The 21,929-nt window shown below is 60.4% G+C and carries 29 protein-coding genes and 1 pseudogene; 10 read left to right on the forward strand and 20 right to left on the reverse strand.

The features are described from left to right. Positions 1 to 7 precede the first annotated feature (7 nt). From N5J69_RS21075 to N5J69_RS21120, 10 genes and pseudogenes are all read right to left on the reverse strand, one after another. Complete coding sequence (locus tag N5J69_RS21075; RefSeq protein WP_003100847.1) at positions 8 to 565, reverse strand: recombinase family protein; 558 nt, start codon at positions 563 to 565, stop codon at positions 8 to 10. Continuing rightward, complete coding sequence (locus tag N5J69_RS21080) at positions 559 to 930, reverse strand: hypothetical protein (protein WP_003100853.1); 372 nt, start codon at positions 928 to 930, stop codon at positions 559 to 561. Before N5J69_RS21080 ends, N5J69_RS21075 begins: the two co-directional genes overlap by 7 nt. Further along, positions 927 to 1,427 carry a hypothetical protein gene (locus N5J69_RS21085; protein WP_003100856.1) on the reverse strand — a complete coding sequence of 167 codons (501 nt, stop codon included), beginning with the start codon at positions 1,425 to 1,427 and terminating at the stop codon, positions 927 to 929. The genes N5J69_RS21080 and N5J69_RS21085 overlap by 4 nt, the downstream gene beginning before the upstream one ends. Continuing rightward, positions 1,424 to 1,750 carry a hypothetical protein gene (locus N5J69_RS21090; protein ID WP_003100858.1) on the reverse strand — a complete coding sequence of 109 codons (327 nt, stop codon included), beginning with the start codon at positions 1,748 to 1,750 and terminating at the stop codon, positions 1,424 to 1,426. The genes N5J69_RS21085 and N5J69_RS21090 overlap by 4 nt, the downstream gene beginning before the upstream one ends. A 254-nt stretch (positions 1,751 to 2,004) precedes the next feature. Beyond that, on the reverse strand, positions 2,005 to 2,361 hold the full coding sequence (locus N5J69_RS21095; protein WP_003465043.1) for a cupin domain-containing protein: 357 nt from the start codon (positions 2,359 to 2,361) through the stop codon (positions 2,005 to 2,007). Between the two features lie 236 nt (positions 2,362 to 2,597). Beyond that, positions 2,598 to 2,984 (reverse strand): DUF86 domain-containing protein, encoded by a 387-nt coding sequence (locus tag N5J69_RS21100; protein ID WP_003100872.1) that lies wholly within the window; start codon positions 2,982 to 2,984, stop codon positions 2,598 to 2,600. Next, positions 2,981 to 3,271: a nucleotidyltransferase gene (locus tag N5J69_RS21105; protein WP_001247892.1), complete on the reverse strand. Its 291-nt coding sequence runs from the start codon at positions 3,269 to 3,271 to the stop codon at positions 2,981 to 2,983. Before N5J69_RS21105 ends, N5J69_RS21100 begins: the two co-directional genes overlap by 4 nt. Positions 3,272 to 3,405: 134 nt before the next feature. Beyond that, complete coding sequence (locus tag N5J69_RS21110) at positions 3,406 to 3,981, reverse strand: recombinase family protein (protein ID WP_001173919.1); 576 nt, start codon at positions 3,979 to 3,981, stop codon at positions 3,406 to 3,408. A 126-nt stretch (positions 3,982 to 4,107) separates the two neighbouring features. Next, complete coding sequence (locus N5J69_RS21115) at positions 4,108 to 4,356, reverse strand: type II toxin-antitoxin system YafQ family toxin (RefSeq protein WP_012585400.1); 249 nt, start codon at positions 4,354 to 4,356, stop codon at positions 4,108 to 4,110. A 60-nt stretch (positions 4,357 to 4,416) separates the two neighbouring features. Beyond that, positions 4,417 to 4,536: pseudogene (locus tag N5J69_RS21120) on the reverse strand (LysR family transcriptional regulator); the annotation flags it as partial. A gap of 620 nt (positions 4,537 to 5,156) precedes the next feature. Between N5J69_RS21120 and N5J69_RS21125 the strand changes: the two are divergent. Then, positions 5,157 to 5,645 (forward strand): DUF417 family protein, encoded by a 489-nt coding sequence (locus N5J69_RS21125; protein WP_004099027.1) that lies wholly within the window; start codon positions 5,157 to 5,159, stop codon positions 5,643 to 5,645. Between the two features lie 557 nt (positions 5,646 to 6,202). Beyond that, positions 6,203 to 6,697 (forward strand): MarR family winged helix-turn-helix transcriptional regulator, encoded by a 495-nt coding sequence (locus N5J69_RS21130; RefSeq protein WP_004099028.1) that lies wholly within the window; start codon positions 6,203 to 6,205, stop codon positions 6,695 to 6,697. A 396-nt stretch (positions 6,698 to 7,093) separates the two neighbouring features. Here N5J69_RS21130 and N5J69_RS21135 read toward each other — a convergent pair whose 3' ends face one another. The 3 genes from N5J69_RS21135 to N5J69_RS21145 are packed head-to-tail and all read right to left on the reverse strand — an operon-like array spanning position 7,094 to position 9,947. Then, positions 7,094 to 8,119, reverse strand: coding sequence for a zinc-binding alcohol dehydrogenase family protein (locus N5J69_RS21135; RefSeq protein ID WP_004357654.1), 1,026 nt, complete (start codon positions 8,117 to 8,119; stop codon positions 7,094 to 7,096). Then, positions 8,119 to 8,682, reverse strand: coding sequence for a peptide-methionine (S)-S-oxide reductase MsrA (msrA, locus tag N5J69_RS21140; RefSeq protein ID WP_011191350.1), 564 nt, complete (start codon positions 8,680 to 8,682; stop codon positions 8,119 to 8,121). The genes N5J69_RS21135 and msrA (N5J69_RS21140) overlap by 1 nt, the downstream gene beginning before the upstream one ends. 32 nt (positions 8,683 to 8,714) lie before the next feature. Beyond that, positions 8,715 to 9,947: a bifunctional alpha/beta hydrolase/OsmC family protein gene (locus tag N5J69_RS21145; protein ID WP_004357650.1), complete on the reverse strand. Its 1,233-nt coding sequence runs from the start codon at positions 9,945 to 9,947 to the stop codon at positions 8,715 to 8,717. Between the two features lie 228 nt (positions 9,948 to 10,175). Between N5J69_RS21145 and N5J69_RS21150 the strand changes: the two genes are divergently transcribed. The 8 genes from N5J69_RS21150 (at position 10,176) to N5J69_RS21185 (ending at position 15,693) form a co-directional block, all read left to right on the forward strand. Then, positions 10,176 to 11,051: a LysR family transcriptional regulator gene (locus tag N5J69_RS21150; protein WP_011191349.1), complete on the forward strand. Its 876-nt coding sequence runs from the start codon at positions 10,176 to 10,178 to the stop codon at positions 11,049 to 11,051. Between the two features lie 146 nt (positions 11,052 to 11,197). After that, positions 11,198 to 11,641: a peptide-methionine (R)-S-oxide reductase MsrB gene (gene msrB, locus N5J69_RS21155; RefSeq protein WP_004099035.1), complete on the forward strand. Its 444-nt coding sequence runs from the start codon at positions 11,198 to 11,200 to the stop codon at positions 11,639 to 11,641. Between the two features lies 1 nt (position 11,642). Continuing rightward, complete coding sequence (msrA, locus tag N5J69_RS21160; RefSeq protein ID WP_004099036.1) at positions 11,643 to 12,182, forward strand: peptide-methionine (S)-S-oxide reductase MsrA; 540 nt, start codon at positions 11,643 to 11,645, stop codon at positions 12,180 to 12,182. A gap of 132 nt (positions 12,183 to 12,314) precedes the next feature. Next, positions 12,315 to 13,019 (forward strand): glutathione S-transferase N-terminal domain-containing protein, encoded by a 705-nt coding sequence (locus N5J69_RS21165; protein ID WP_004099038.1) that lies wholly within the window; start codon positions 12,315 to 12,317, stop codon positions 13,017 to 13,019. Next, on the forward strand, positions 13,016 to 13,984 hold the full coding sequence (locus N5J69_RS21170) for a magnesium and cobalt transport protein CorA (protein ID WP_032640602.1): 969 nt from the start codon (positions 13,016 to 13,018) through the stop codon (positions 13,982 to 13,984). Before N5J69_RS21165 ends, N5J69_RS21170 begins: the two co-directional genes overlap by 4 nt. Positions 13,985 to 14,075: 91 nt before the next feature. Then, positions 14,076 to 14,648 (forward strand): hypothetical protein, encoded by a 573-nt coding sequence (locus N5J69_RS21175; RefSeq protein WP_004099040.1) that lies wholly within the window; start codon positions 14,076 to 14,078, stop codon positions 14,646 to 14,648. An 87-nt stretch (positions 14,649 to 14,735) separates the two neighbouring features. Continuing rightward, on the forward strand, positions 14,736 to 15,185 hold the full coding sequence (locus N5J69_RS21180) for a hypothetical protein (RefSeq protein WP_004099042.1): 450 nt from the start codon (positions 14,736 to 14,738) through the stop codon (positions 15,183 to 15,185). A gap of 106 nt (positions 15,186 to 15,291) precedes the next feature. Beyond that, entirely contained in the window at positions 15,292 to 15,693 is a 402-nt protein-coding gene (locus N5J69_RS21185; RefSeq protein ID WP_004099044.1) for a RidA family protein, read from the forward strand. A gap of 30 nt (positions 15,694 to 15,723) precedes the next feature. Here the strand turns inward: N5J69_RS21185 and N5J69_RS21190 are convergent, their stop codons facing one another. From N5J69_RS21190 to N5J69_RS21220, 7 genes are all read right to left on the reverse strand, one after another. Next, positions 15,724 to 16,995, reverse strand: a complete 1,272-nt coding sequence (locus tag N5J69_RS21190) for an MFS transporter (RefSeq protein ID WP_004357638.1) — start codon at positions 16,993 to 16,995, stop codon at positions 15,724 to 15,726. Next, on the reverse strand, positions 16,983 to 17,495 hold the full coding sequence (locus N5J69_RS21195) for a DM13 domain-containing protein (RefSeq protein ID WP_004357637.1): 513 nt from the start codon (positions 17,493 to 17,495) through the stop codon (positions 16,983 to 16,985). Before N5J69_RS21195 ends, N5J69_RS21190 begins: the two co-directional genes overlap by 13 nt. 3 nt (positions 17,496 to 17,498) lie before the next feature. Beyond that, on the reverse strand, positions 17,499 to 17,969 hold the full coding sequence (locus N5J69_RS21200) for a hypothetical protein (RefSeq protein WP_011191345.1): 471 nt from the start codon (positions 17,967 to 17,969) through the stop codon (positions 17,499 to 17,501). A 151-nt stretch (positions 17,970 to 18,120) separates the two neighbouring features. Beyond that, entirely contained in the window at positions 18,121 to 18,411 is a 291-nt protein-coding gene (locus N5J69_RS21205) for a DUF1330 domain-containing protein (RefSeq protein WP_011191344.1), read from the reverse strand. A gap of 62 nt (positions 18,412 to 18,473) precedes the next feature. Continuing rightward, the gene (locus tag N5J69_RS21210) at positions 18,474 to 18,905 is read right to left on the reverse strand and encodes a heme-binding protein (RefSeq protein ID WP_004357630.1); all 432 of its coding nucleotides are present in this window, start codon (positions 18,903 to 18,905) and stop codon (positions 18,474 to 18,476) included. Positions 18,906 to 18,978: 73 nt separating this feature from the next. Then, the gene (locus N5J69_RS21215; RefSeq protein WP_011191343.1) at positions 18,979 to 19,989 is read right to left on the reverse strand and encodes a zinc-binding alcohol dehydrogenase family protein; all 1,011 of its coding nucleotides are present in this window, start codon (positions 19,987 to 19,989) and stop codon (positions 18,979 to 18,981) included. Positions 19,990 to 20,598: 609 nt separating this feature from the next. Then, entirely contained in the window at positions 20,599 to 21,867 is a 1,269-nt protein-coding gene (locus tag N5J69_RS21220; RefSeq protein ID WP_011191342.1) for an IS4-like element ISApu1 family transposase, read from the reverse strand. Positions 21,868 to 21,929 lie beyond the last annotated feature (62 nt).

The following is a 21,929-nucleotide window of genomic DNA, read 5'->3' on the forward strand; positions in this document are numbered from 1 at the left end:
AAGCACGCTAAGCGTGCGTGGAGGCTGGCACCCAGCGGTACAGCGTCGGAATGGACACGCCGAGGTTCTTGGCCACGTCCTTGGGCGGCACCCCGCTGGCCAGCAGCTTCTTGGCCGACTCGATCTTGCTGTCGGTCATCTTCGGCTTGCGGCCGCCTTTGCGGCCGAGCTGCTTGGCGACTTCCAGCCCGGCGCGGGTGCGCTCGACGGTCAGCTCGCGCTCCATTTCGGCAAGGCTCGCCATGACGTGGAAGAAGAACCGCCCGGATGGTGTGCCGGTGTCGATGGAGTCGGTGAGGCTCCTGAACTGGACACCGTGCTTGTGCAGATCGCCGACCAGATCGACCAGTTGCTTGACCGACCGGCCCAGCCGGTCGAGCTTCCAGACGACCAAAGTATCGCCTTCGCGCAGCATTTCGAGCGTCTTGGCCAAGCCAGGCCGGTCTGCCCGCGTGCCACTCACCTTGTCCTCGAAGACCTTTTTACATCCGGCCTTGCTCAAGGCTTCGCGTTGCAGCTCCAGGTTCTGATCCTGCGTCGAGACGCGCGCATAGCCAATCAACATGGCTTGTCTCGCGCCCGGTCGATGCGTTCCTGCATCGCCTGCATCACTTCTTCGTGGGTGTACGATCTGGCGTTGGCGTCGGTGGCTTGCCGCAGGGCTTCCTCAACCTCGCGCGTCATCCGCTCGTAATCCTCCGGCCACAGCGCTTGCTCCATGCGCAGCGACGCCTGACCCAGCAGGTGCAGCAGGCTGAACAGCCGCATGTCGTTGGTGGCGACGATGCGCTCCCGAATCTGCTCCTGAATAGCTTCGCTAGCCCGATGCGCTTGTGGTGTGGCAGTCCCCTCGTAGTCAGCGGGGAATTCCGCTTCCTCGGCAATCCTTGCCCAGGCGCTGGCCAGCGCCTCGATGGTTGACGTGCTCATTTCCGCCGCTCCTGTGCTCTTTGGCGAATCAACCGGCCAAGGGGCCTCGACGCGAAAACCAGCAGCATCACGCCTATCGGATACCAGGTCGAGAAGACCACCAAGGCATCGAAGGCTGGCCGTCCGGTGTTGGTAGGCAGTACGGCGGTCACAGCCATCAACCCGCCGACCGTCCAGATGATGCGCCACACGTAGGGCATCACGCGGGGCACGTAGCCGTCATCGAAAGCGGTCTGGTAGTAGCGGCGCAGGCCGCGCTCGGCAAGCGCCTGGCGCTGCCGCTCCGACAGCGCATCCGTCCGGCCATACCAGCGCCGGAATGGTGGACAGCGCAGCAGCAAAGGGGTGAAGAGGATCATCACCGCCACGATCGCGACACCCCACGCCATGACGGCGCCGGCATCGGGCCGCTTGGCGTTCTCGATCACGGGCGCGAAGACGCCCGGAGCACCGATCATCCAGAACAGCGCAATGTGCTGATGGAAGGAGAGCTTCATTTGCTCATCCACTTGCGCAGCAGGCGCTTTTTCAGGGAGGCGCGTTCTTGCGGGTTGCGTCCCTTGTGATTGGCGATGCGATCCGCCGTGGCGGCCTGGCGCTTGACGGGCCAGTAGGAGCGGCCATCCTTGCCCATCGACCAGACGCTGCTGGCCTGGTTTTCCAGCAGGGGCAGATGGGCGCTCAGGGCTTCGGGCGACGCGCTGGTCAGCGCCGTGCGCTCACGGGTGCGCCAGCGCTGATGCCAGAGCTTCTTGTCCTCGCGCTCGCTGCCGCAGGTCGTGTGCCCGACGATGGGTGTTTTGCGGCGGCTGCGGCTCATAACGTAGTGGTCTCCAAGAACATTCAGGACTGATCCCAGGCGTCGATGGTCAAGACCTGATCGGCAGGACAGGCGGCTACGCGGTCGGGAACTGGATGGTGTTCAGTCTCATGCCGACCCCATTCGATTGATCGCGTCGCTTGCGGCACGCTGCGACGCAAGGAGGTTTGCGACCTGGTTTAGCAGCCGTGTCCGCTGCATGTCTGTTACCTATCTCCCCGACCGCTCATTGGACCAACTCCAGAGATTGGGCTCTATCGCTCAGCCAATACGAAACCGGCATTGGCTGATGCCACAACCGAGACGAACACAAATGGCTCGGTACCTGTATTTCGCGCCCCGTGCACTTGGCCCGGTCTTGCCACGGCTATCTCACCTTCCCTGAGGGCACGAACAATCCCATTGCCCTGAAAGTAATCAGCCATTCCCGACAAAACAGTCCACGTGTCTTGGCCGTGAGGATGAATGTGAGCCGCAATTTCCTGCCCGGGATGGACATGCCAAACCACGATAATTGAGTCTCGGGTTTCAAGCACAACGGAACGAATAGGCTCGCCTTCGGACGGCTGAACATACTCGGCTACAGAAAATATTCTCGATTCAACAGTCATCGGAGATCCCTCTTTCACAGTGCCCCCAGACAGGCTGGATATGAGTTCTAACTCGAATTTGAACGGGAGGCTGGTCGTGCGGTCGTGCAGTTGCCGATGAGCGTGTCGGCTGCTGCCTCCTTGCCCACCAGCGAACTCACGTCCGTTGCGGCCATCCAGAAGGTCTTGCCCGAGCGCGGCTCATAGGTCGCGGGATCGAACACGCCAGAGGGGCCGAACATCGGCGGCTTGATTGGTCATGGCTCCATGCCTTTGTCGTTACGGTCTTCATCGTCGGCATCCTGACGCACGGCGGGCAATTGCTGGAGCAACGCCGGCAGCCATTCCTGTACCGTCTCCCACACCACATCGAGGTTGATGTCGAAATAGCCGTGAGCCATGCGATTACGCATATTGCGCATGCTGCGCCACGGCACGTCGGCATGCGCCTGGGTGAACTCGACGTAGCCATCCATCACCTTTGTGGCCGCCTCGCCGATGACGATCAGGCTCATGATGACGGCCTGCTGGGTGCGCTTGTCGGCCAAGAAGTCGTCCTTGGCCATCCCTTCCACGAAGCTGCGCGCATCGGTTGCGGCCTGCTGAATGTGGTCGAGGTAATCGGGCAGGCGGTTCTCGCTCATATCGGTTGCGCCTCCGCGAGCACCTTGGCCCGGAACTTCGGCGGCAGGTCGCCGGGAGTCAGCAGATCGACGTCAACGCCGAGCAGCGATTTCAGTTCTTCTTCCAAATCGCCCAAGTCCAACAACGTGGCACCGGGCAGCGCATCGACCAACAGGTCGAGGTCGCTGCCATCCCGGTCGGTGCCATGCAGCACCGAGCCGAAGACGCGCGGGTTCGCGGCGCGAAAGCGGCCTACCGCTTCACGCACTGCGCTTCGCTTCATGTCAAGCACAACAGACGGTCGCATGCGCATCCTTTCTTATCGAAACTCGTTGAGATGATATGCAATCAAGAATAGAATTTCAAGAACTATTTTCGAGAATCGCAATGCCTTGATTCCCGTGCCGCGCTGTCGTTTTCAGAAGGCGACTGCACGAAATATCAGGAGTCGGCTGCACTGCCAGAACTGGCCGCCTGCAAGGCAGCGTAGAGAGCGGTTTTTCCTACCTTGAGGCGTGCGGCGGCCTCGCGGACATTCAAGCCGTTGGCGACAAGCTCCCGCGCTCGTTGCAACTTGTCGGCAGTGACAACCGGCTTGCGTCCGCCTTTGCGCCCGCGTGCGGCGGCAGCGGTCAACCCGGCCTTGGTGCGCTCGCGGATCAGGTCGCGCTCGAACTGGCCCAGCGCACCGAACACATGGAAGATGAGCCGTCCGCCCGGCGTGGTGGTGTCGATGTTTTCAGTCAACGAGCGGAAGCCGACGCCCCGTGCTTCCAGCTTGCCGACCGTCTCAATCAGGTGCGGCAGGGAGCGGCCAAGCCGATCCAGCCGCCAGACGACCAGCACATCGCCATCGCGCAGATAAGCCAGCGCATCGGCCAAGCCGGGCCGGTCTGCCTTGGCCCCGGATGCCGTGTCCTCGAAAACCCGTTCGCAGCCTGCATTGCGCAGCGCATCCGTCTGCAAGGCGGTGTCCTGTTCCGCCGTCGATACCCGCGCATAGCCGATGAGTGCCATTTCCGCCCATTTGTCCGTTATACCGTCCGCCTATCTTATTGTCCGTCATCCCGTTGCGCAAGATGTTTTCGGACAGGCGTCCGGTTTGGCCGCCTAATGATCGTTTGGCGGACAAGGCGACTGGCATCAGCCGAACAGCTCGCTATGGGAGCCAAGCCGCGCCAGTCGCAGGGTGTCGGCGTCGGACTTGCGGTAGATCAGCAGCAGGTCGGGCTTGATGTGGCATTCGCGGTAGCCCGCCCAATCGCCGGAAAGATCGTGGTCGCGGTATCGCACATCCAGGGGCTGATCGGTCGCCAGCGCGACCAGAACCGGCTTGAGGTCATCATTCGTGCAGCGGACTCCTGATACTGTTCGTTCAATAGACGACTGCACAACAGCCTTCAAACCGCGTTGTCTGGTGCAGTCGTCTTCTGAAAATGACAACAGCTGCACACGTCGGCTGACGGTGGATTGCGATATCGATAGGCGCTCCGCCGCTCGGCGGAAGCTGCCGGCCTCGGCGACCTGAACGGCGTACTTCAGGTATCGGAGATCAAGAGTCAGGTCGGGCATGAGACCCGTCCGATCATACCGGCGGTCTCATCGGCGAACCGCCTGCGCCCGGTGAGCGGCACCCATGCACGTCCACTTTCATCGAGCCCACCCCCGCTAGCGCCTGGGGAACGAGCACGTCCGTTGATCTCAGATGTGGAATCCGAGCTGAGCCCCTCAATGAGCATGACCATGTCCGAATCTGTCATAGATGCATGCGGCGGTCATACATTTTCACACGCTTGAAGTCTATGCGCGAAGCATATATTCTTGCGGTATGGAGCCTGAGGTCGCCAAGTACCATTTAGGTGCACTCGCGTTGGCCGTTGCAGACAGCATCGCCAGTGTCTCGGCCTCGTTTTCACCAAGCGGCCCGGGGACCGCCGTGATGGTGTTACTCAGCATGGAGCCCGGACTGCCGATCAGCGTTTTGGCTACCTCGATCGGGCTTTCTCATGCCGGGACGGTGCGATTGATCGAGTGAGGCAGCGAAGCGCGAGCCAGCCGCTCGACATATCTCGCTTATTAGTATATGGTATATGGTATATGGTATATGCGTCGCGCATATACTGCAACGCCTGCCCGAAGCACGTAGACGACGTTCGTGACGTTCCCACGGGACCACTGTTGAGGAATTTTAGATGAGCATTTTCGACCGTTATGAATTTCTTGTCCCCGAGCACGGTCGGAGGGATCTTGGCCTGCTTAGATGGGCTCTCGTGATCGTATTTCTGTGGTTCGGCGCGATGAAGTTCACAGCGTACGAGGCCTATGGTATCGCCCCGTTTATCGAACACAGCCCGATCATGAATTGGCTCGGCATGTTCGGGACGCAGGGGCAAAGCTATTTCATCGGCGTTATCGAGTTATCGACCGGTCTCGTTCTGATCCTTGGTGCATTTCGTCCACTCTTCTCTGCGCTAGGCGCACTAATGTCAGCAGCGACCTATCTGATCACGCTGACCTTTTTCATCACCACTCCAGGTGTCGCGGAGCAGACTGCCGGCGGCTTTCCTGCGATTTCGGCTGCACCAGGGCAGTTTCTACTGAAGGACGCAGTTCTGCTAGCGGCGTCCCTCGTGCTGCTGCGTGCTTCGGTCCGCCACAGAGGGGCGCTTGTGCTCTCGTGACTGTGGTCCTCTCGTGACGGCGGGCGTGCAAATCCTGCAGAACCTCCGCGGGGCATGGATGCTCCGTCGCGATATCGAGCCCGGAGGCGCTCAGCTGCATGGCGACGCGGTCTTCGCCCGTTTCGCCGCAATCCCCGACGTCGTGGAGCACGGACTGTTCCTCAATGGGATTGATACAATCGTGATCGCGCGCGGTGACACGATGGAAGTGCGACGCCGGGGGCAAGCTAGGTCTCGCTGATCTGCACCTGCGCGGCCTGGATGACAGCGCTGACGCGGAGTGATTCTCGGGCGCGACCTACGGCGATTCCGAGCGAAAAGGCTTGCCCTATAGCCGCCAGGTATCAACGGTTCCGCGGCCTTAACGAGCCGGACCCGTTTTTTTCGGCGCGCTCGATCAGTCGAAATCCTCCGAAACCCTTCTAAAACAGGACATTTTCCACAAGCCGCGCGGAGGAAGAGGACCACGGTATGGCTTGCTGTCTATGCTCCGCGCACATATAGATGTGGCAATGGATGGACCTCGAGATCGAAACATTTTCGGGGCGTTCGCACTCATGATCAGCGACGACATCGTTCGCGCTAGTTCATCGCGGGCGCCGGAAGCTGGACCCGCCGCCTCAGCGCTGGCGTTGCTCGCGCACAAGCCCGGGCTCTCGATCCGTATGCTTGCGATCGGGGTGGGCCTTTCACATGCTGGAACTGTTCGCCTGGTGGATAGATTGGTAAGCGAGGGATTGATCGAGCGTAGGGAGCATTCGACAGACGGGCGCGCGCGATCCCTCTATCTTACTCCAACTGGCAAGGTCGCGAGCGACGAGGTCCTGGCCTCGCGCGATCAAGTGATTGCCGAAGGGCTATCGATCCTTAATCCAGACGAACTGAAAACCTTATCGGACATCGCTGAACGCGTTCTCCGAAATCGCTTGGAAAACCTCGAGCAGTCATACCGCATCTGCCGCTTGTGCTGCTACGAGGGCTGCACGAACTGCCCCGTCGATGCCGAATTGCATGAGCGAGGTGTGGACCGCGAGAAGAACGACGACGCGTAGGAGACTCGCAATTGCGGCAGCTCAACGCTGCTCAGATGGCGGGGCTTCATAATGTCAGCGAGCCTACCATCAGCCGCATTCTTTTGGCTACGCGTCAAGCCGGCCGATCGGGCATGGCGGTCTCATTCTAATATGTCGGTGATCGCCCCACTTTTAGCCGCTCAATTGATCGGAACGCGGTTTCGGAAGCGGCCGTTCAAACCACTCGCTGCATTCCCATTTCTCTATGTCCGATAGGTAGTTTCGGGGAAAAGCAGTCGGGAACAGGTTTCGGGAACGCATGCTCCGGCAGGAGCGCAGCGCGCGTCCCAAACGCGTTTTCCCGGTAGAGCTTCCCAATCGGCAAAGTGCGGGCCACCTCAGACTGCGAACGCGAAAAACCGCCTGGCTGGTCACTCAAGGCAGGGTAACGACGATTTTCGCTGCGGATACACCCGCCTTCAGGGCTTCCAAGGCAGCCTGGAGCATTTCAAGGCCCTGGCCCACGATCTTCGCCGGAGGGGCGGGGACGAACGTGCGCGCCGCGAGAGCCTGCGGCAGGAATTCGCGGTAGATCATTGGACCAACCTCGTCATCCTTGAGGCTCGTCCCGGAGATGTGCGTCGCCTCGACTCCAAATGAACGCTCGTCGGGCGGGGCCAGCGTCGCTGCCACCCGGCGCGAGCCCTCGCATCTCGCAACTACGGCAAAACAGTCTTTCATGTGACCGGTCGCGTGAAGCGTTCCAGCGAGACTGCGCCCGCGCATTGCCTCAATCACGTCTTCCACGATGGCTGGACTCGAGTGGTCAAGAACCTCGCTTGCACCCAGCTCCTTCAACAGGCCGACGTTGCGCGCCGAAGCGGTGGCGACGCACCTGTAGCCCGACGCCACCGCGAGCTGGATGGCGTTGCAGCCAACGCTCGACGATCCACCCCAGACCAGAACGACCTCTGGACGCGCGGTCGGCGAGTGTAACGGTGGCGCGAGAGCCAACTGTGTCCGTCCGTAGAGCCCGCTTGCGGCGGTGCCAAGGCCAAGCGGGAGGACTGCCGCATCAGCGAAGGCAATGTTGTTGGGGATCGGCGCCGCCATGTGGTCCAGCACGATCGTGTGGTGCTGGAACGCACCCTGCGCAGGTTGATTTACGGTTGTCCCGACCGCCTGTCCGATGACTCGATCGCCGACCTTGAACCGCTCGACCGCGCCACCGACCGCCGCGACCTCACCGGAGACGTCGCTGCCGAGAATCGCGGGATAGTCGAGCCATGGCAAAAGCGCGACGTCCTGCAGAATCCAGTCGAGTGGGTTGATCGCGATGGCCGCGTTGCGGATCAATATCTCGTTCGCCGCCAGATGCGGCAGAGCGGTGACACCGATCCTCAGTGGCTGCCCCGGCGCTTTCTGCCAGGCGGCCTGATTAGTCACGGTTTCGGTCATCATCAACTCTTTCTGTCAAGTATTACAGCTGGGCGTTCGTCTGAGCGGTCCAACCGCCAGGTCGGGCGCACGAAGTGGCAGCTATAGCCCCCAGGATAGCGCACCAGGTATTCTTGGTGCTCTGGCTCCGCCTCCCAAAAGGGTTCTTCTGGGTTGATCTCCGACACGACCGGGCCTGGCCAGCTTCCTGATGCCTCGATTTCCGCGATGGTTGTGAGGGCGACTTCCTTCTGCACTTCGGTGGTGTAGAAAATCGCCGATCGATAGCTCGGACCGACATCGCTGCCTTGTTGCTCGTAGGTCGTGGGGTCATGTATCTGGAAGAAGAGTTCCAAGAGCGAGCGATAGGCGAGAACGGAAGGGTCGAAGGTCACTTCCACTGCTTCCGCATGGCCGTAATGTCTCGCGTAGGTCGGATCAGGCATTTCTCCGCCTGTGTAACCGACACGCGTCGAAATGACTCCCCTGGCTCGGCGCAGCAAATCCTCCATGCCCCAGAAGCAGCCGCCTGCGAGAATTGCTCGCTCTGTCGCGGCCGCCCTATTGCCGGTAGGCGATTGGCTCACAGTCCGTTCGCCCTCCTCCGTGTGCGCCACGGTCAAGCCAGCCTCGCGGGATCCGCAGCCTGACTGGCGCTCAAGAGCTCGGTCTGCACGTCCGAACCCCGGATGAGACTCAGATCGACGGGACACCGATCAGCGATCGCGAGGATCCGAGCGCGCTGATCATCACTCAGCGGCCCATCGAGGACAATGGTGCGGGTGAACCGGTCGGGTGGCATCATGTCCGGCACCTTCTCGTGCTGCACGGTCGTGCTCGCCCGTTCGAGCGGAAAGCCCTTGCGGTTCGCATAGAGACGCATCGTCATCACCGTGCAGGCTGCGAGGCCGGCAGATACGAGTTCGTAGGGAGATAGTCCGGTCCCGAGGCCACCGACCGATGCTGGCTCGTCGGCGAACAGAGTGTGCTCGCCGCTGCGGACCTTGAGCTGGAACGTCCCTGCAAGAGTTTCGGTGGAGACGACGCCCTCCGCAACCTCGACCTGCGGAAGATCCGCGCTGAGTGGTGGGAGAAAGCGGCTCGCCCAAACCGCCACCATGGCCGCGGCGTAGTTCGCGTCCGCGACGTCGGTGAGAAGGTGATCCGCGTTGTCGAGCGAGATGAAGCTTTTAGGGTGCCTGGACGCGACGAAGATGCGCGACGCGTGGTCGATGCCGACCACCTGATCCAGCGGAGAGTGCATGACCAGCACCGGCCGTCGCAGGGAGGCAATGGCCTTCTCGACGTCGATCCCCTCAACCGCCTCAAGGAACCCTCGGCGAATGAGGAAGGGCCTACCGGCAATCTCCACCGAGGCCTCGCCCTCGCTCGCGATGGTGTCCAGATCATTCGGTCCGAAGAGGCGCAAGATATGCTGAAGGTCGGCCGGCGCACCAATCGTCGCTACCGCCGCAATATCAGGCATGTCGGCGGCGGCTACGATCGCAGCGGTGCCACCCAGGCTGTGCCCGACGAGGAGGGACGGTGACATGCCCGCCGCCGCCATCGCATTTGCGGCGGCCCGAAGGTCCTCGACGTCCGACGCGAAGTTCACAGGTTCTCCCGTCCCACCGCCGATCCCGGTCCCGGCGAAATCGAACCTCAAGACCCCGATGCCCGCACGCGACAGCGCGCGCGAGATGTGAACAGCGGCGCGACTGTCTTTCCCGCACGTGAAGCAGTGGGCGAAGATCGCCCAGCCCCGCGGCGTCCCTTCCGGCGGTTCGAGGTGCCCGGACAGCGGAGAGCCAGCCCCACTGACAAACGTAAATGATCTTCCTGCCATGTCCATCAAACCTCCAGCACGCGGCTTGGCGGTTGCGCTCTCAGAACCTTCGACGGAGCTGAGCGGAGCGCACCGCCAACCGGTAATCGTCATCTCAGGCTATCATTTATATGTCTGGCGCATATAGACAAGCCCCTATACCATGATTATATGCGCCAAGCATACTTCTGCGACCTGCTTTCCAAAGGCGGTCTCACGGAAGAGGTATCAGTCAGGCGCGTGGGCCAAAGGACTATGGAACTCAATCAAGTCAGCTATTTCATCAACTTGGCCGAGACGCTGAATTTCACAGCGGCCGCTCGCTTGAGCGGTGTGTCACAGCCAAGTCTGACCCGCGCGATCCGCCGCTTGGAAGATGAGCTTGGCGGGCCGCTGATCTATCGCGACGGGAAGAACAGCCGCCTGACTGGCCTTGGCCATGACGTCGAGGCAGAATTCCGGCGCATGGTGGTCGCGATGAAGAGCGTTCGCAATCACTCGGAGCACTGGGCGATGGGGGGGCACCGCGTGCTGGATGTCGCCGTCGCGCCCACCGTCGGACCAAAGGAATTTACGGCATTCTTCGAGAGCGCATTGGCGGAGATGCCATCCATCGAAATCAAGCTGCACTCGCTCCAGTCGAACGAGGACACATCGGAGGTGCTTTCAGGAAAATACCACGCGTGCATCATGCCGCGTGAAACAAGACCGGAACGCAAGCTGGATGTGCATCCTCTATTTCGGGAGCGCTTCGTGCTCGGCTGTTCTGCAAACCATCCCTTGGCTGCCAACGAGATCGTGCGCGGCGAAGACCTGCTCGAGTTTCCTTTCGTCGATCGCCTGAAATGCGAGTTTCGCGATCGGATCCTCGATCACTTCGCGCGACGGGACTTGCTCATGCGACCTCGCTTTCGATCAGATCGCGAGGACTGGGTGCAACGGGTCGTCGCTGACGGCCACGCCATATGCATTCTTCCGGAACGATCGCCGACCGTGCAAGGCCTCGTCACTCGGCCGATCGACGGATTTGTCTTGGAGCGCGAAGTCGTGATCGCGACAGTATCCGGCTCCACGGCAACGGTCGAGATACGGAACATCGCGCAGCTGGCAGCCCGGTATGAGTGGAACTGAATCACGACGTGAAGAGCTTCGGCGCTATGGAAACTATACGCGCAGCGTATTGGATAAATCTGGGGCGCACTGCTATAGTCGGCGCAATGACTGCAAAGATAAATGACAGTGTGTCGAGCTCTCTAGATTAATTATTGGAGACTATCATGAAGTTTGAGAAGTCACAGGCAGCAGTTGACCGCCTGACCCCCGAGCAACGCCGGATTACCCAGGATTCGGGGACCGAAAGGCCCTTCACGGGTGAGCACAACGACAACAAGGAGCCTGGCATCTACGTCGACATAGTGTCGGGAGAGCCGCTGTTCGCTTCAACGGACAAGTTCGATTCGGGTACTGGCTGGCCCAGCTTCACCAAGCCGATCGTTCCGGCAAACGTGAACGAGGTGCGGGACAGTGCACACGGCATGGTCCGGACGGAGGTCAGGTCGGTACACGCCGACAGCCATCTGGGCCACGTTTTCCCGGACGGTCCTTCCGACCGCGGCGGTCTGCGCTACTGCATCAACTCTGCGTCCCTTCGCTTCATCCCGCGCGACGAGATGGAGTCCGAGGGATACGGTGAATATCTCGATCAAGTAGAGGAGGCTTAACATGCATCAGCGCGCTGTTCTCGCAGGAGGATGTTTCTGGGGCATGCAGGATCTGATCCGCAAGCGGCCCGGCATCATCTCGACCCGTGTGGGTTACACGGGCGGCGATATTCCGAACGCCACGTATCGTAATCACGGCACGCATGCCGAGGGGATCGAGATTGTCTTCGACCCGACAGTGACGAGCTACCGGCACATCCTGGAATTCTTCTTCCAGATCCACGATCCGACGACGCTGAACCGCCAGGGCAATGATCGTGGGCTCTCCTACCGGTCGGGCATCTATTATGTCGACGAGGAGCAGAAGCGCGTCGCCGAGGATACGATCGCCGATGTGGATGCCTCGGGGCTGTGGGATGGCAAAGTGGTGACCGAGGTCCAGCCGGTCGGCGAGTTCTGGGAGGCCGAGCCCGATCACCAGGATTATCTGGAGAAGCGGCCGGGCGGCTACACCTGCCACTTCGTCCGTCCCGACTGGGTTCTTCCAAAGCGGCATGAGGCCGGCGATGTGAGCCCTGCGGCCGGGGCTGCAGCGGAATAGGCTTCGCTGCCGTTAGTGCCGCGCCGATCCGGTTCGCAACCTCCGACGACCGCGTCAATCGACGCGGTCGTCGAACCCGGCCTTGAAGCAGATCATTCCATTCAGCCGCCGTCGCAGTGCCAGGATCCAGATATGACAGACCTCTCCTCCTTTCCCATCACGCAGCGCTGGCCAGCATCTTATCCGGATCGCTTGCAACTATACGCGGCCCCCACGCCCAACGGCGTCAAGGTCTCGATGATGCTGGAGGAGACTGGCCTGCCGTATGAGCCCCACTTCGTCGACATCTCGAACAACGAGTCGAAGGATCCAGCGTTCGTGTCGTTGAATCCCAACGGCCGCATACCCGCGATCATCGATCCGGCTGGCCCTGACGGCCAGCCCATTGGCATATGGGAAACCGGTGCGATCCTCATCTATCTGGCCGACAAGACGGGGCAGCTCATCTCAACAACACCCGCCCAGCGGTACGAGACTCTGGCCTGGGTGTTCTTTCAGGTGTCGGGCGTTGGGCCGACCTTCGGACAGCTAGGCTTTTTCCTGCGATTTGCCGGCAAGGACTATGAGGACAAGCGACCTCGGCAGCGCTTTGTTGATGAATCCAGGCGTCTTCTCGGGGTCCTGGATCACCGGCTGGAGGGCCGCGAATGGATTGTCGATGATTACTCGATCGCGGACATTGCGACGTTTGGCTGGGTGAATGCGCTGGTCGAATTCTACGCAGCGGGCGACATCCTCGGCCTAAGCAGCTATTCGAACGTGCAGGCATGGCTCGAACGCGGGCTGGCGCGACCGGCTGTACAGCGTGGCCTGCGAATTCCTGCGAGGCCTGCATGACCATTATCGCCGCATATTATTACAACGAAGGTAAGCGAGTCCGTGAAATCAGGCTCGATGAGCACGTCGAACTAAACGAGAATCGCTCGGGCTTCTGCTGGATCGCGCTTAGCGAGCCCACCGCAGACGAACTCAGCGCGATCCAGACGACGTATAACCTCCATCCTTTGGCGATCGACAACGCCATGCACCCGCTGTGCCCGCCCAAGCTCGAGGTCTACAACGATGAGTTGTACGTCGTCGCCCAGACCGCCGAGCTGGTCGGCGACCGGATCAGCTACGGCAAGATGGCGATCTTCACCGGTCACAATCACCTTATCACCGTGCGGCACGGCAATGCCGGAGCGCTGGGCAAACTTCGGGAGCAACTCGAGGCATCGCCGACGCAGTTCGGCAAGGGTGTCGACTATGTGCTGCACGCGATCTTGCACCGAGTGGTCGACCAGTATCTGCCCATCTTCGAAATGATCGAGGACGACGTCCTGGCGATGGAGCGACGGTCGCTGCACGATTTCCTCGAGCCAGAAGAGGTGGCGCGAATCTTCGAACTAAGGTCCGAACTCACGCGGTTCCAGCGCACGCTCGGGGCTATGGCCGAGCTGGTGCGAAAGCTCGTTCGCGGCCACTTTCCCTGCATCAGCGCCGAAATGACACCATATTTCCACGACGTCGCGGACCATGTCCACCGCGTGCAGTCCATGGTCGACGGCCTCCTGCTTGTCCTGTCCACGGTCTTCGAGGCCAGCAGCCTTCTGGAAGCGCAAAGGATCGGTGTGGTCACTCGCCAGCTCGCGGCCTGGGCGGCGATCTTGGCGGTCCCGACGGCGATCGCCGGAATATATGGCATGAACTTCAAGCACATGCCGGAACTGGACACGCCATATGGCTACTTCGTCGTGCTCGGAGTGATAGCGGTGTTCTGCCTTCTCCTATTCATGCGCTTCAAGAAGGCCAAGTGGCTATGAGTAACGCACTTCGCGAGCTTCTCCGTCCGCCGAGTCACAGCGCGCTTTGTGCGCGAGCGTGTCCAATCCAGTTCAAGATGAAGGTGCTTCCATGACCTCCCAGGTGACCGACGTTCTAGAAGCAGTCCAGTCATTCATCGCCAAAGGCTATGACCGCGAATACCGCGTCAAGGACGGCAATCTCGTCGATCTCGAACTAGGGTCAACCCTCGATGCATGCAGCATTCGCGTCGATGCGGCGTTGCGCCTCGAGAGCGGGGACGACGGCGAAGATGCCTCCAACATCTACGCGATCACCGATCCGGCGACAGAGCATAAAGGCCTGTTGATCGACGCCTTCGACGTGTTCCACGAAATCTGCCCCCGCGACTTGTCCGAGCGCCTTGTGGCGCATCGGGAAACAGCACCGGCAGGTGACCAGGACGCGCCGAGCAAGCACGGACTACGGAAAGTCTACAAGAGCGAGTTTCACAGCGATCCCGAGCGTTACGTTCTGCGCGAGGGCTTTCCAGACTTCCCGCCATGCCCTTTCGGCCAATCCTTCAGCATCCTCGGCTTCGATACCGCCGAGCAGGAATATGTCTGGCTCGTCACGAGCATCATTCGAGATCCTCGGCTGATCAGGGTTCCATACCAGGGCGAAGACGTCATCAGCGACGAATAGCGGTGTCGCTTAGCCGGAAAGGCTGGCCTTCCTGGCCCACACATCTGCAGGCTGAACTTTAAGAACATCGAAAATTAGGAGGTGATTATGGACTGGAACAAGGACCACATACGAGAAACTATGCTCTTGCTGGAGACAGCAGCGTTGCACAGCGCTCGCGAAAACTACCTGGACTATGTCTCTACCGCTCGGCTCGATCGGAGCGAACCGATCGAAAACGACGAACTAGCTCAGGCCGAGGTCGCGAGCGACTTCGCTGAAGCGCTCGATGACACGCTCCATGACTACGCCAATAAACTCGAAAAGCTCAGGACGATCGATTTCGGCCCCAAGTTGGCCGTCAACGAAGGCGCTGTCGTCAAGCTGTCCGGCCGCCACTTTGTGATCGCGGTGTCAACGAGCAAGTTTACCTGTCAGGGGCGTGAGCTCATGGGCATTTCCACGATGGCGCCGATCTTCGAAGCGATCGAGGGTGCCCGAGCCGGGGAGACCGTGCAGTTCAACGGCCGGGACCTCACCGTAGAAGACGTGGAATAAAGCCCTCCACCGCAGCCGGCGCGCTAGTGCCGAACGCCCTGCATCTCTTTCTGCATGCATACGGTCACTTGCAGCCGCGTTGACCTGGCTCATCAAAGGCAAACTCATGACAACACCTTCATTCTTCATCACCCCCGGATACGGGACGCGCCTGCATGACGCGCTTCATTATTCTCAGGCAATGCGCATTGGTGACCGCGTGGAGATCTCCGGACAGGGCGGATGGAACGACGATCTCGTCATTCCGGAGTCGATTGAGGAAGAGATCGAGCAGGCGTTCAAGAACGTGGAACGGACGCTCGCGACCGCCGGAGCACGCTGGCCGCATGTGGTCCACGTCAATTCCTATCACGTCGGTGGATTCCCTCCCGTGATCAACGAAACAATGGCCAAGCTGTATCGCCACTACATGCCCGACCGCGCTCCAATCTGGACGCAGTTGGGAATCGAAGCGCTGGGGCTTCCAACCATGCGTATCGAAATTCGCGTAACAGCTATCATCGCCTGACCCCGCGGTTCGTGCAGGCGCCGTGCCGCGCTAATCCCGCACGCCCTGCGCCCGCTTCTCCATGCATATCATCGTATCGAGAGATCCGGTTATCATCGGCGTGCTCGGAGAACGGGGGGCCGCCTTGGCCTGGTTGGCGCGCCTCGGCTGCCTGCGGGCGATGGCCAGCACTGCCAGGAGCGTGAGCAACGCCGCCGCATAAAGGAACAGGCCGCCAGGGCCGACGATATTCATTGCAGCTGCTCCTATTAGGGGGCCAGCGGCTGTCCCGATCCCGTTGAGCAACAGAAGCCCGCGCGCGGTGCCGAGTAGCCGACCGGCCGGAAGATCGTCGTTTGCGACGGCGAGACACAACGAATAAATCGGGATGCCAAAGCCGCCGAACAGCGCACCTGCCGCAAGGAGCAGCGGCAGAGGCGCTTCCACCGCCAACGCTACGCCGATGGCAGACGCTGCGGACGCCAGCGCCGCACCGGCGATGACAAGATTCCGGGGCACTCGATCCGAAAGCCAACCGAGTGGCCAATGGAAGGCGAGCGTTCCACCAAGAACCGCAGCCATGAAGGCGGAGATACCGCCCACATCGAGGCCGATGCTCTGGGCGAAGTTCGCGCCCATGCCCCAGAAACCACCGATAGCCAGGCCGGCCAGGAAAGCGCCAGCCGCAGCGAGAGGTGATACGAGGACGAGGTCCCTGAACGCGACCCATTCCTGTTCCACCTGGGCCGGCGGATGACTGGGCAGCAAGGTGATCGGAACCACCGCCGCTGATATCAGCAGCGACACGATGAGGAACAATGTCACGTCGGCGGGCGGTGCGATGTTGAGTAACGCCTGCCCGATTGCCCATGAGCCCATAGAGACAACTCCGAATATCGACAGGAGCTGCCCGCGTGTGGATGGCAATGCGTGGGCGTTGAGCCAACTCTCCGTTGCGAGGATCATGCCCGCGTAGGCGAAGCCGGTAATCAGGCGAAGCGGCATCCAGGCGATCGGCTCCACGAACGCCACATGGAGAAGGGCGGTCATCGAGGCAATGGCCGCGAAGCCGGCGAAGGTTCTGACATGTCCCACGGAGACGATGATCGGTGGCAACACGAGCGCGCCGATCGTGAAACCCGCGAAATAGAAGGACATCATCGCGCTGATCGCGCCGGTCGAGAACCCCTTATGGCCGGCTCTCACGATCAGGAGCGTGCTCAGCAGGCCATTGCCCAGCAGCAGAGCGGCGACGCTCAGCAGCAGCGCCGCCACCGGCGCGAGAACGAGGCCGCGCTTGCCCGCCGACCTCATGGTATCCATCGCCGGGCTCGTTCTCGGGCCTGACTTGAGGGTTGATACTCTGCCGCACTGATGAACTGGTCGAATGCTTCGCACCAGATGACGACCGTGTTGTAGTCACGGACATCGATGCCGGCAGGCACCTCGACGATGAAGCCGTTGAACGTCTTCACATCGCCCACGCGGACTGATCTGTCCTTGATTAGGAGAAAGGCCTCCTTCGTGTCGACGAAACGTGGTGCGAGGTAGAGCTTGTAGTCGGGACCAGGGGCGAGGCGCCCGATATGGGCGATACGGTCGCGCGAGACCCGGATCTCGCCTTCCCCCCAGTGAAGCAGGTCGCTGCCTTTGAGATCGCGGGCCAGACGCCCTGCGTAGAGCGTCTCGGCTGAGATGGTCCGCAAGGCCGCCGCGTCCGGGGCCTGGGGGGCGGTCAGGATCGGCAGCGTGTAGACACCGCCCGCGAAGCCCATGGCGAGCATCGCGAGATGGGTGGCAATCAGGATGACCCAGCGCCGCATCGGTTACACCAGCTCCAGTCCCTTCACGAGCTGATCGGCGTCGAGATGGAAGTCCGAGAATACGATGCGGCCGCCAGCGTCCATCACGGAGAACCAGGGCGTTCCCCGCGTGCGGTAGTCCTCCATGAAGGTGGGAAGCGTCGCGCCGGCAGGTGGCTCGTCCTGACCGAACGCGACAGGAAGCGCATACTTGAGCTGGTTCACGCGCAGCTTCTCGAAGGTGTTCTCATCCGCTCCTTCGAAGACGGTCTGGATCACCGCGAAGCCCACGCCCTTGGCGCTCAATGCACCATGCAACCTTTGTAGCGTCGGAAATCCATGCAAATGGCAGCCACGGCACCAGTGCTGGAAGGCGAAGAGGACTTTCGGGCCGGTGCCGAGATCCGACAGCTTGAGCGGCGCGATGCTTTCTCCATCCGCGCCAATCCATCTCTGCACCCGCAGCTCGGGGGCTTGTCGTTCGTCGACGCTCATCTGATCCTCCAATTCCGATGCAGAAGTCCGATGAGTGGTCGCGTGTGGCGATGGCACGCGAACCTCACCGCCTTGATCCCCTACAGGTTGTAGGATGCGAGTTCGCCGACCGATACCTCGTGGCCAGCCCCGCCGTTCTTCCGTCGGTGTGTCACCGCCGCCCCTCAATGACAAAGGCGCGATAGCGGGAACCGGCAAAACGGTGCGCAGCGATGGTTTGGTAGGCGGGGCTATGATACCAATCACGGGCGGCCTGCATCGTCGGGAACCGCAAAATTACGGCCCCTTCGACGGGCGGCCCCTCCAAATGCTCCATCGCGCCATAAGCGGCGAGAAAGGTTACGTCGTGGCCATCGAACGATGGGCCGACGCCTGCAGAATAGGTTGCGAGTTCTTCCGGATCGGTGGTTTCTTCGCGGGTGAAGACGACGAACGCTTCCATCTTAAAGTCTTTCATAAGGTCGCATCTGCAGGCCACCGCCGCTGGCGATGGCCTTAAAGTCGTCAGGCTGGCAGCTCGAACCCGATTTTCGTGAGTGCCTCGACGCACGCATCCTGATCCTGCTGATAGTTGCCTCCGGAGATGCCGATCCCGCCGATCAACTTCCCGTCTTCCAGGATCGGATAGCCTCCGCCGACAGCGACCATCCGGGGGCGATAGGCCAGCGGCGCCACTTTTGGATCGTTCGAAACATAGTCGTTCCAGACATGGGTGGGGTACCCAAACGAGGCGGAACTCCAAGCCTTGTCGATGGCAACATCGACGGTGAGAAACGGCGCGTCATCAGTGCGCTCGAACGCGCGCAGGTTACCGGTGGCGTCGACGACGGCGACCGCAGCCGGGATGCCGATTGTACGTGCCGCGGCGATCGCCGCGTCGATGAGGGCGACGGCGGTTTCGCGGTTGATCGAGGCGGTGGCAATGGATTTCGTCATGAAATTTCCTTCGCCGTGGCGTAATCCGTCCGGCGTTCTTGAGGTTAGAAAAGACGTTCGGCGGTGGCAGTCATCAGAAGCCTTCGAGGACAATCTTGCCTCTTGCCGCGCCACTTTCGATCAGTGCGTGCACCGTCTTCAGATTGGCGGCATTAATTGGCGACAATTTTTCGGTTAGCGTCGTGCGAATTTTGCCGTCGTCCACCAGCACCGCCAGCGAATTGAGGATCTTGCCCTGCTCATCCATGTCGGGCGTGCCGTAGAGCGACCGTGTGAACATCAGCTCGTGGTGGATCGACACTGCCTTGCGCTTGAACAGCATGACGTCGAGCGCCTTGGGATCGTCGATGAATCCGAACCGTCCTTGCGGGGCGATCAGTTCGGCGATGTCGGATGCATGCTGCTCGGTATGCGTGGTCGAGAACACGAAAGCGGGAGCGCCGATGTTGAGCTCGGCAATCTGTGGCGCGAGCGGCCGAGAGTGGTCGATGACATGATGAGCCCCAAGCCCTTTAACCCACTCCTGGGTTTCCGGCCGAGAGGCGGTGGAGATGACGATGAGATCCGTGCGCTGTCGAGCGATCTGGATGGCGATCGACCCGACCCCACCCGCACCACCGATGATGAGGATCGCCGCCGCCCCGGGAACGGGCTTCGTCACGTCCAGGCGATCGAACATGGCTTCCCAGGCCGTCAACGTCGTGAGTGGCAGCGCCGCCGCTTCCGCCCAGTCGAGCGACGCGGGTTTACGACCGACGATCCGGGCGTCGACGAGATGGAACTCCGCATTGGTGCCAGGCCTTATGAGCGATCCGGCATAATAGACCTCGTCGCCTACCGCGAACTGCGTCACGTCGGGGCCGACCTCTTGCACGATCCCGGCCGCATCCCATCCCAGCACTTTCCAATCGCCATCAGCGGGCGGCGTGCTGCTGCGGATTTTGTAGTCGACCGGGTTGACCGAGACAGCCTTCACCTCAACCAGGATATCGCCTCCTTCAGCGACAGGCCGAGGCAGATCAATGTCGACCAGAGAGGCGTCCTCGGCGATGGGTCCCGGAACCTTGTAACCAACGGCTTTCATCGGTGTCTCCAGCTTGCTGTATCCTGAAGTCTTATCGATCAGATCGAAATTTCTTCCGAAATATACTCAGGATTTAAAGATTTCGCGTGTCAGACTATGAAGGTATGCGCGCAACATATCCAATAGCGGTACGACATAGTTTCCATACCTCGGAGCCGGATTCAGAAGTTTATCGAAAATAGCGGTTTATTGCTGTTCGGCGGGTGAGCATCCGGATGGAGGCGATAAGCGCCCAAGCGGTTGAGGAGTCGACCTCTCAGCGGTCGCGTTGGCAGGGGCGATCTCGCCCGCCGGTCTCACACCAACGTTGGCAAGCGACGGCGTCCGCTCGAAATCCGCTGACGGGGATACGCCTGCAATGCCGATTCGAAGCTATCGAAACTATAGCTACAGGGTATTGGGAAATCATACTGGACTGACGCTATAGTCTTCACGCATAACCACGACTCAAAATGGTCCAACACTTTTCTCTACGCTAATAGGGGAGCCCGCAGAATTCGGAAAAAATCGTACGCTAAGGTTTTCCGGGCATCCGTAAGGGCCGAAACTTCCCGTCTTCCAGTCTGCGGCTCTGCCGCCAGACGTAATCGCCGGTTCATGTACAGGACCTTAAGCGGCGAGTCCATTTAAAACGCCTTCCAAGGTCCTGTTCTGTATCGACTTTCTCTGCTTGGTTCGGCAGGCGTTCTTGGCCAAATAATCGGCAGCCCATTCCAATCTTTCCCTTATTTCTGTCAGCGCCCTATGGGCCACTGCTTCCAATAGCGGTAGCCACCACGTCGCACTGTTCTTCGACGCTTTCAGCATCGATAGCGCCCCACTCATCACACTCTGCGCGACCCGTCTCTTCATCACCAGCGACAGCAGGCTCGTCCACACCAACCCCTCGGCAATCGCTTTCTCGCCCGTCACAAACCCCTTGAGCCGGTTGTGCGATTTCCACTCTTTAAATAACAACTCCACCTGCCAACGGCAGCGATACAGGCTCATCACCTGCTCTGCTGACCATGCTGCTCGCGGTAGGTTCGTCATCCACAGACAGAACCGCTTTTCCTCAGCAAACCAGCGCCGGATCAACCGGTACTCGACCTGGCCGGACTTCACCACCATATCCAGTACCTCGGCCCGACAGCGTCGCCGTCCGGCCTCTCTCAGAGATAGTCCCGCCAGCTTGGGTACTTCCCGTCCATCACCGCGCCAGGCTTGGATTATCTTGGGGTTCAGGCTTTTCGTGCCGCGCACCAGATAAAATCCGCCAGCGTCGTTCACCTGCTCAAACCAAGCCCTGTCAATGTAACCTGCGTCAGCCAGCAGCAGGCAGTTGGTCAGCGTGTGGGCTTCAGGCAGAAATTGCCGTTCCCCTGCGGTATCGGCAGACACACTCATGCACAACGGGCTCTGCTCCGACAGTGACATGGTCATATGGCACTCGATAGCTGCCGGACTGATGGTCTTGAACCGGCCGGGAAAATCAGCAGCAAGGCGCCGATGCACCGCAAAGGAGGTGCCATCGTGCAGTAACACCTGCTTGAACGCGCCGAGGGAGGCTGCTTTGAGTTGATGGTCGATACGCAAGGCGATGGCCCGCTCGACCAGGGCTTTCATAAACAGGGCAAAGCTCTCTTTGCGCAGCTGATTGTGAAACGGTTTGTAAGAAACCTGATGGGTGTTTACCAGTTGCAAGGCATTGAAATGGCGGTGTAAACCGGCAATGTCATTGACCTGGTCGCCTCCCATGGCCCGCAGCAGTGCAGGTACGAGCATGGCTGGGGTAATGGCACGCTGACGCAGACAAAACTTGCAGAGCCGAGCAATGCGCTCGAGTGCGGCGGGAGCCAAGAGTTGCTCCAGATAGTAATTAGCGTTGATAATAGTCATAGGCTTCGCGCGTGTTGATTTTGTTTGGCGATAAAATCAGATCACAAACGAAGCCTTTTTTA

The organism is Pantoea sp. GD03673, assembly GCF_029844725.1.
Lineage (GTDB): Bacteria > Pseudomonadota > Gammaproteobacteria > Enterobacterales > Enterobacteriaceae > Pantoea.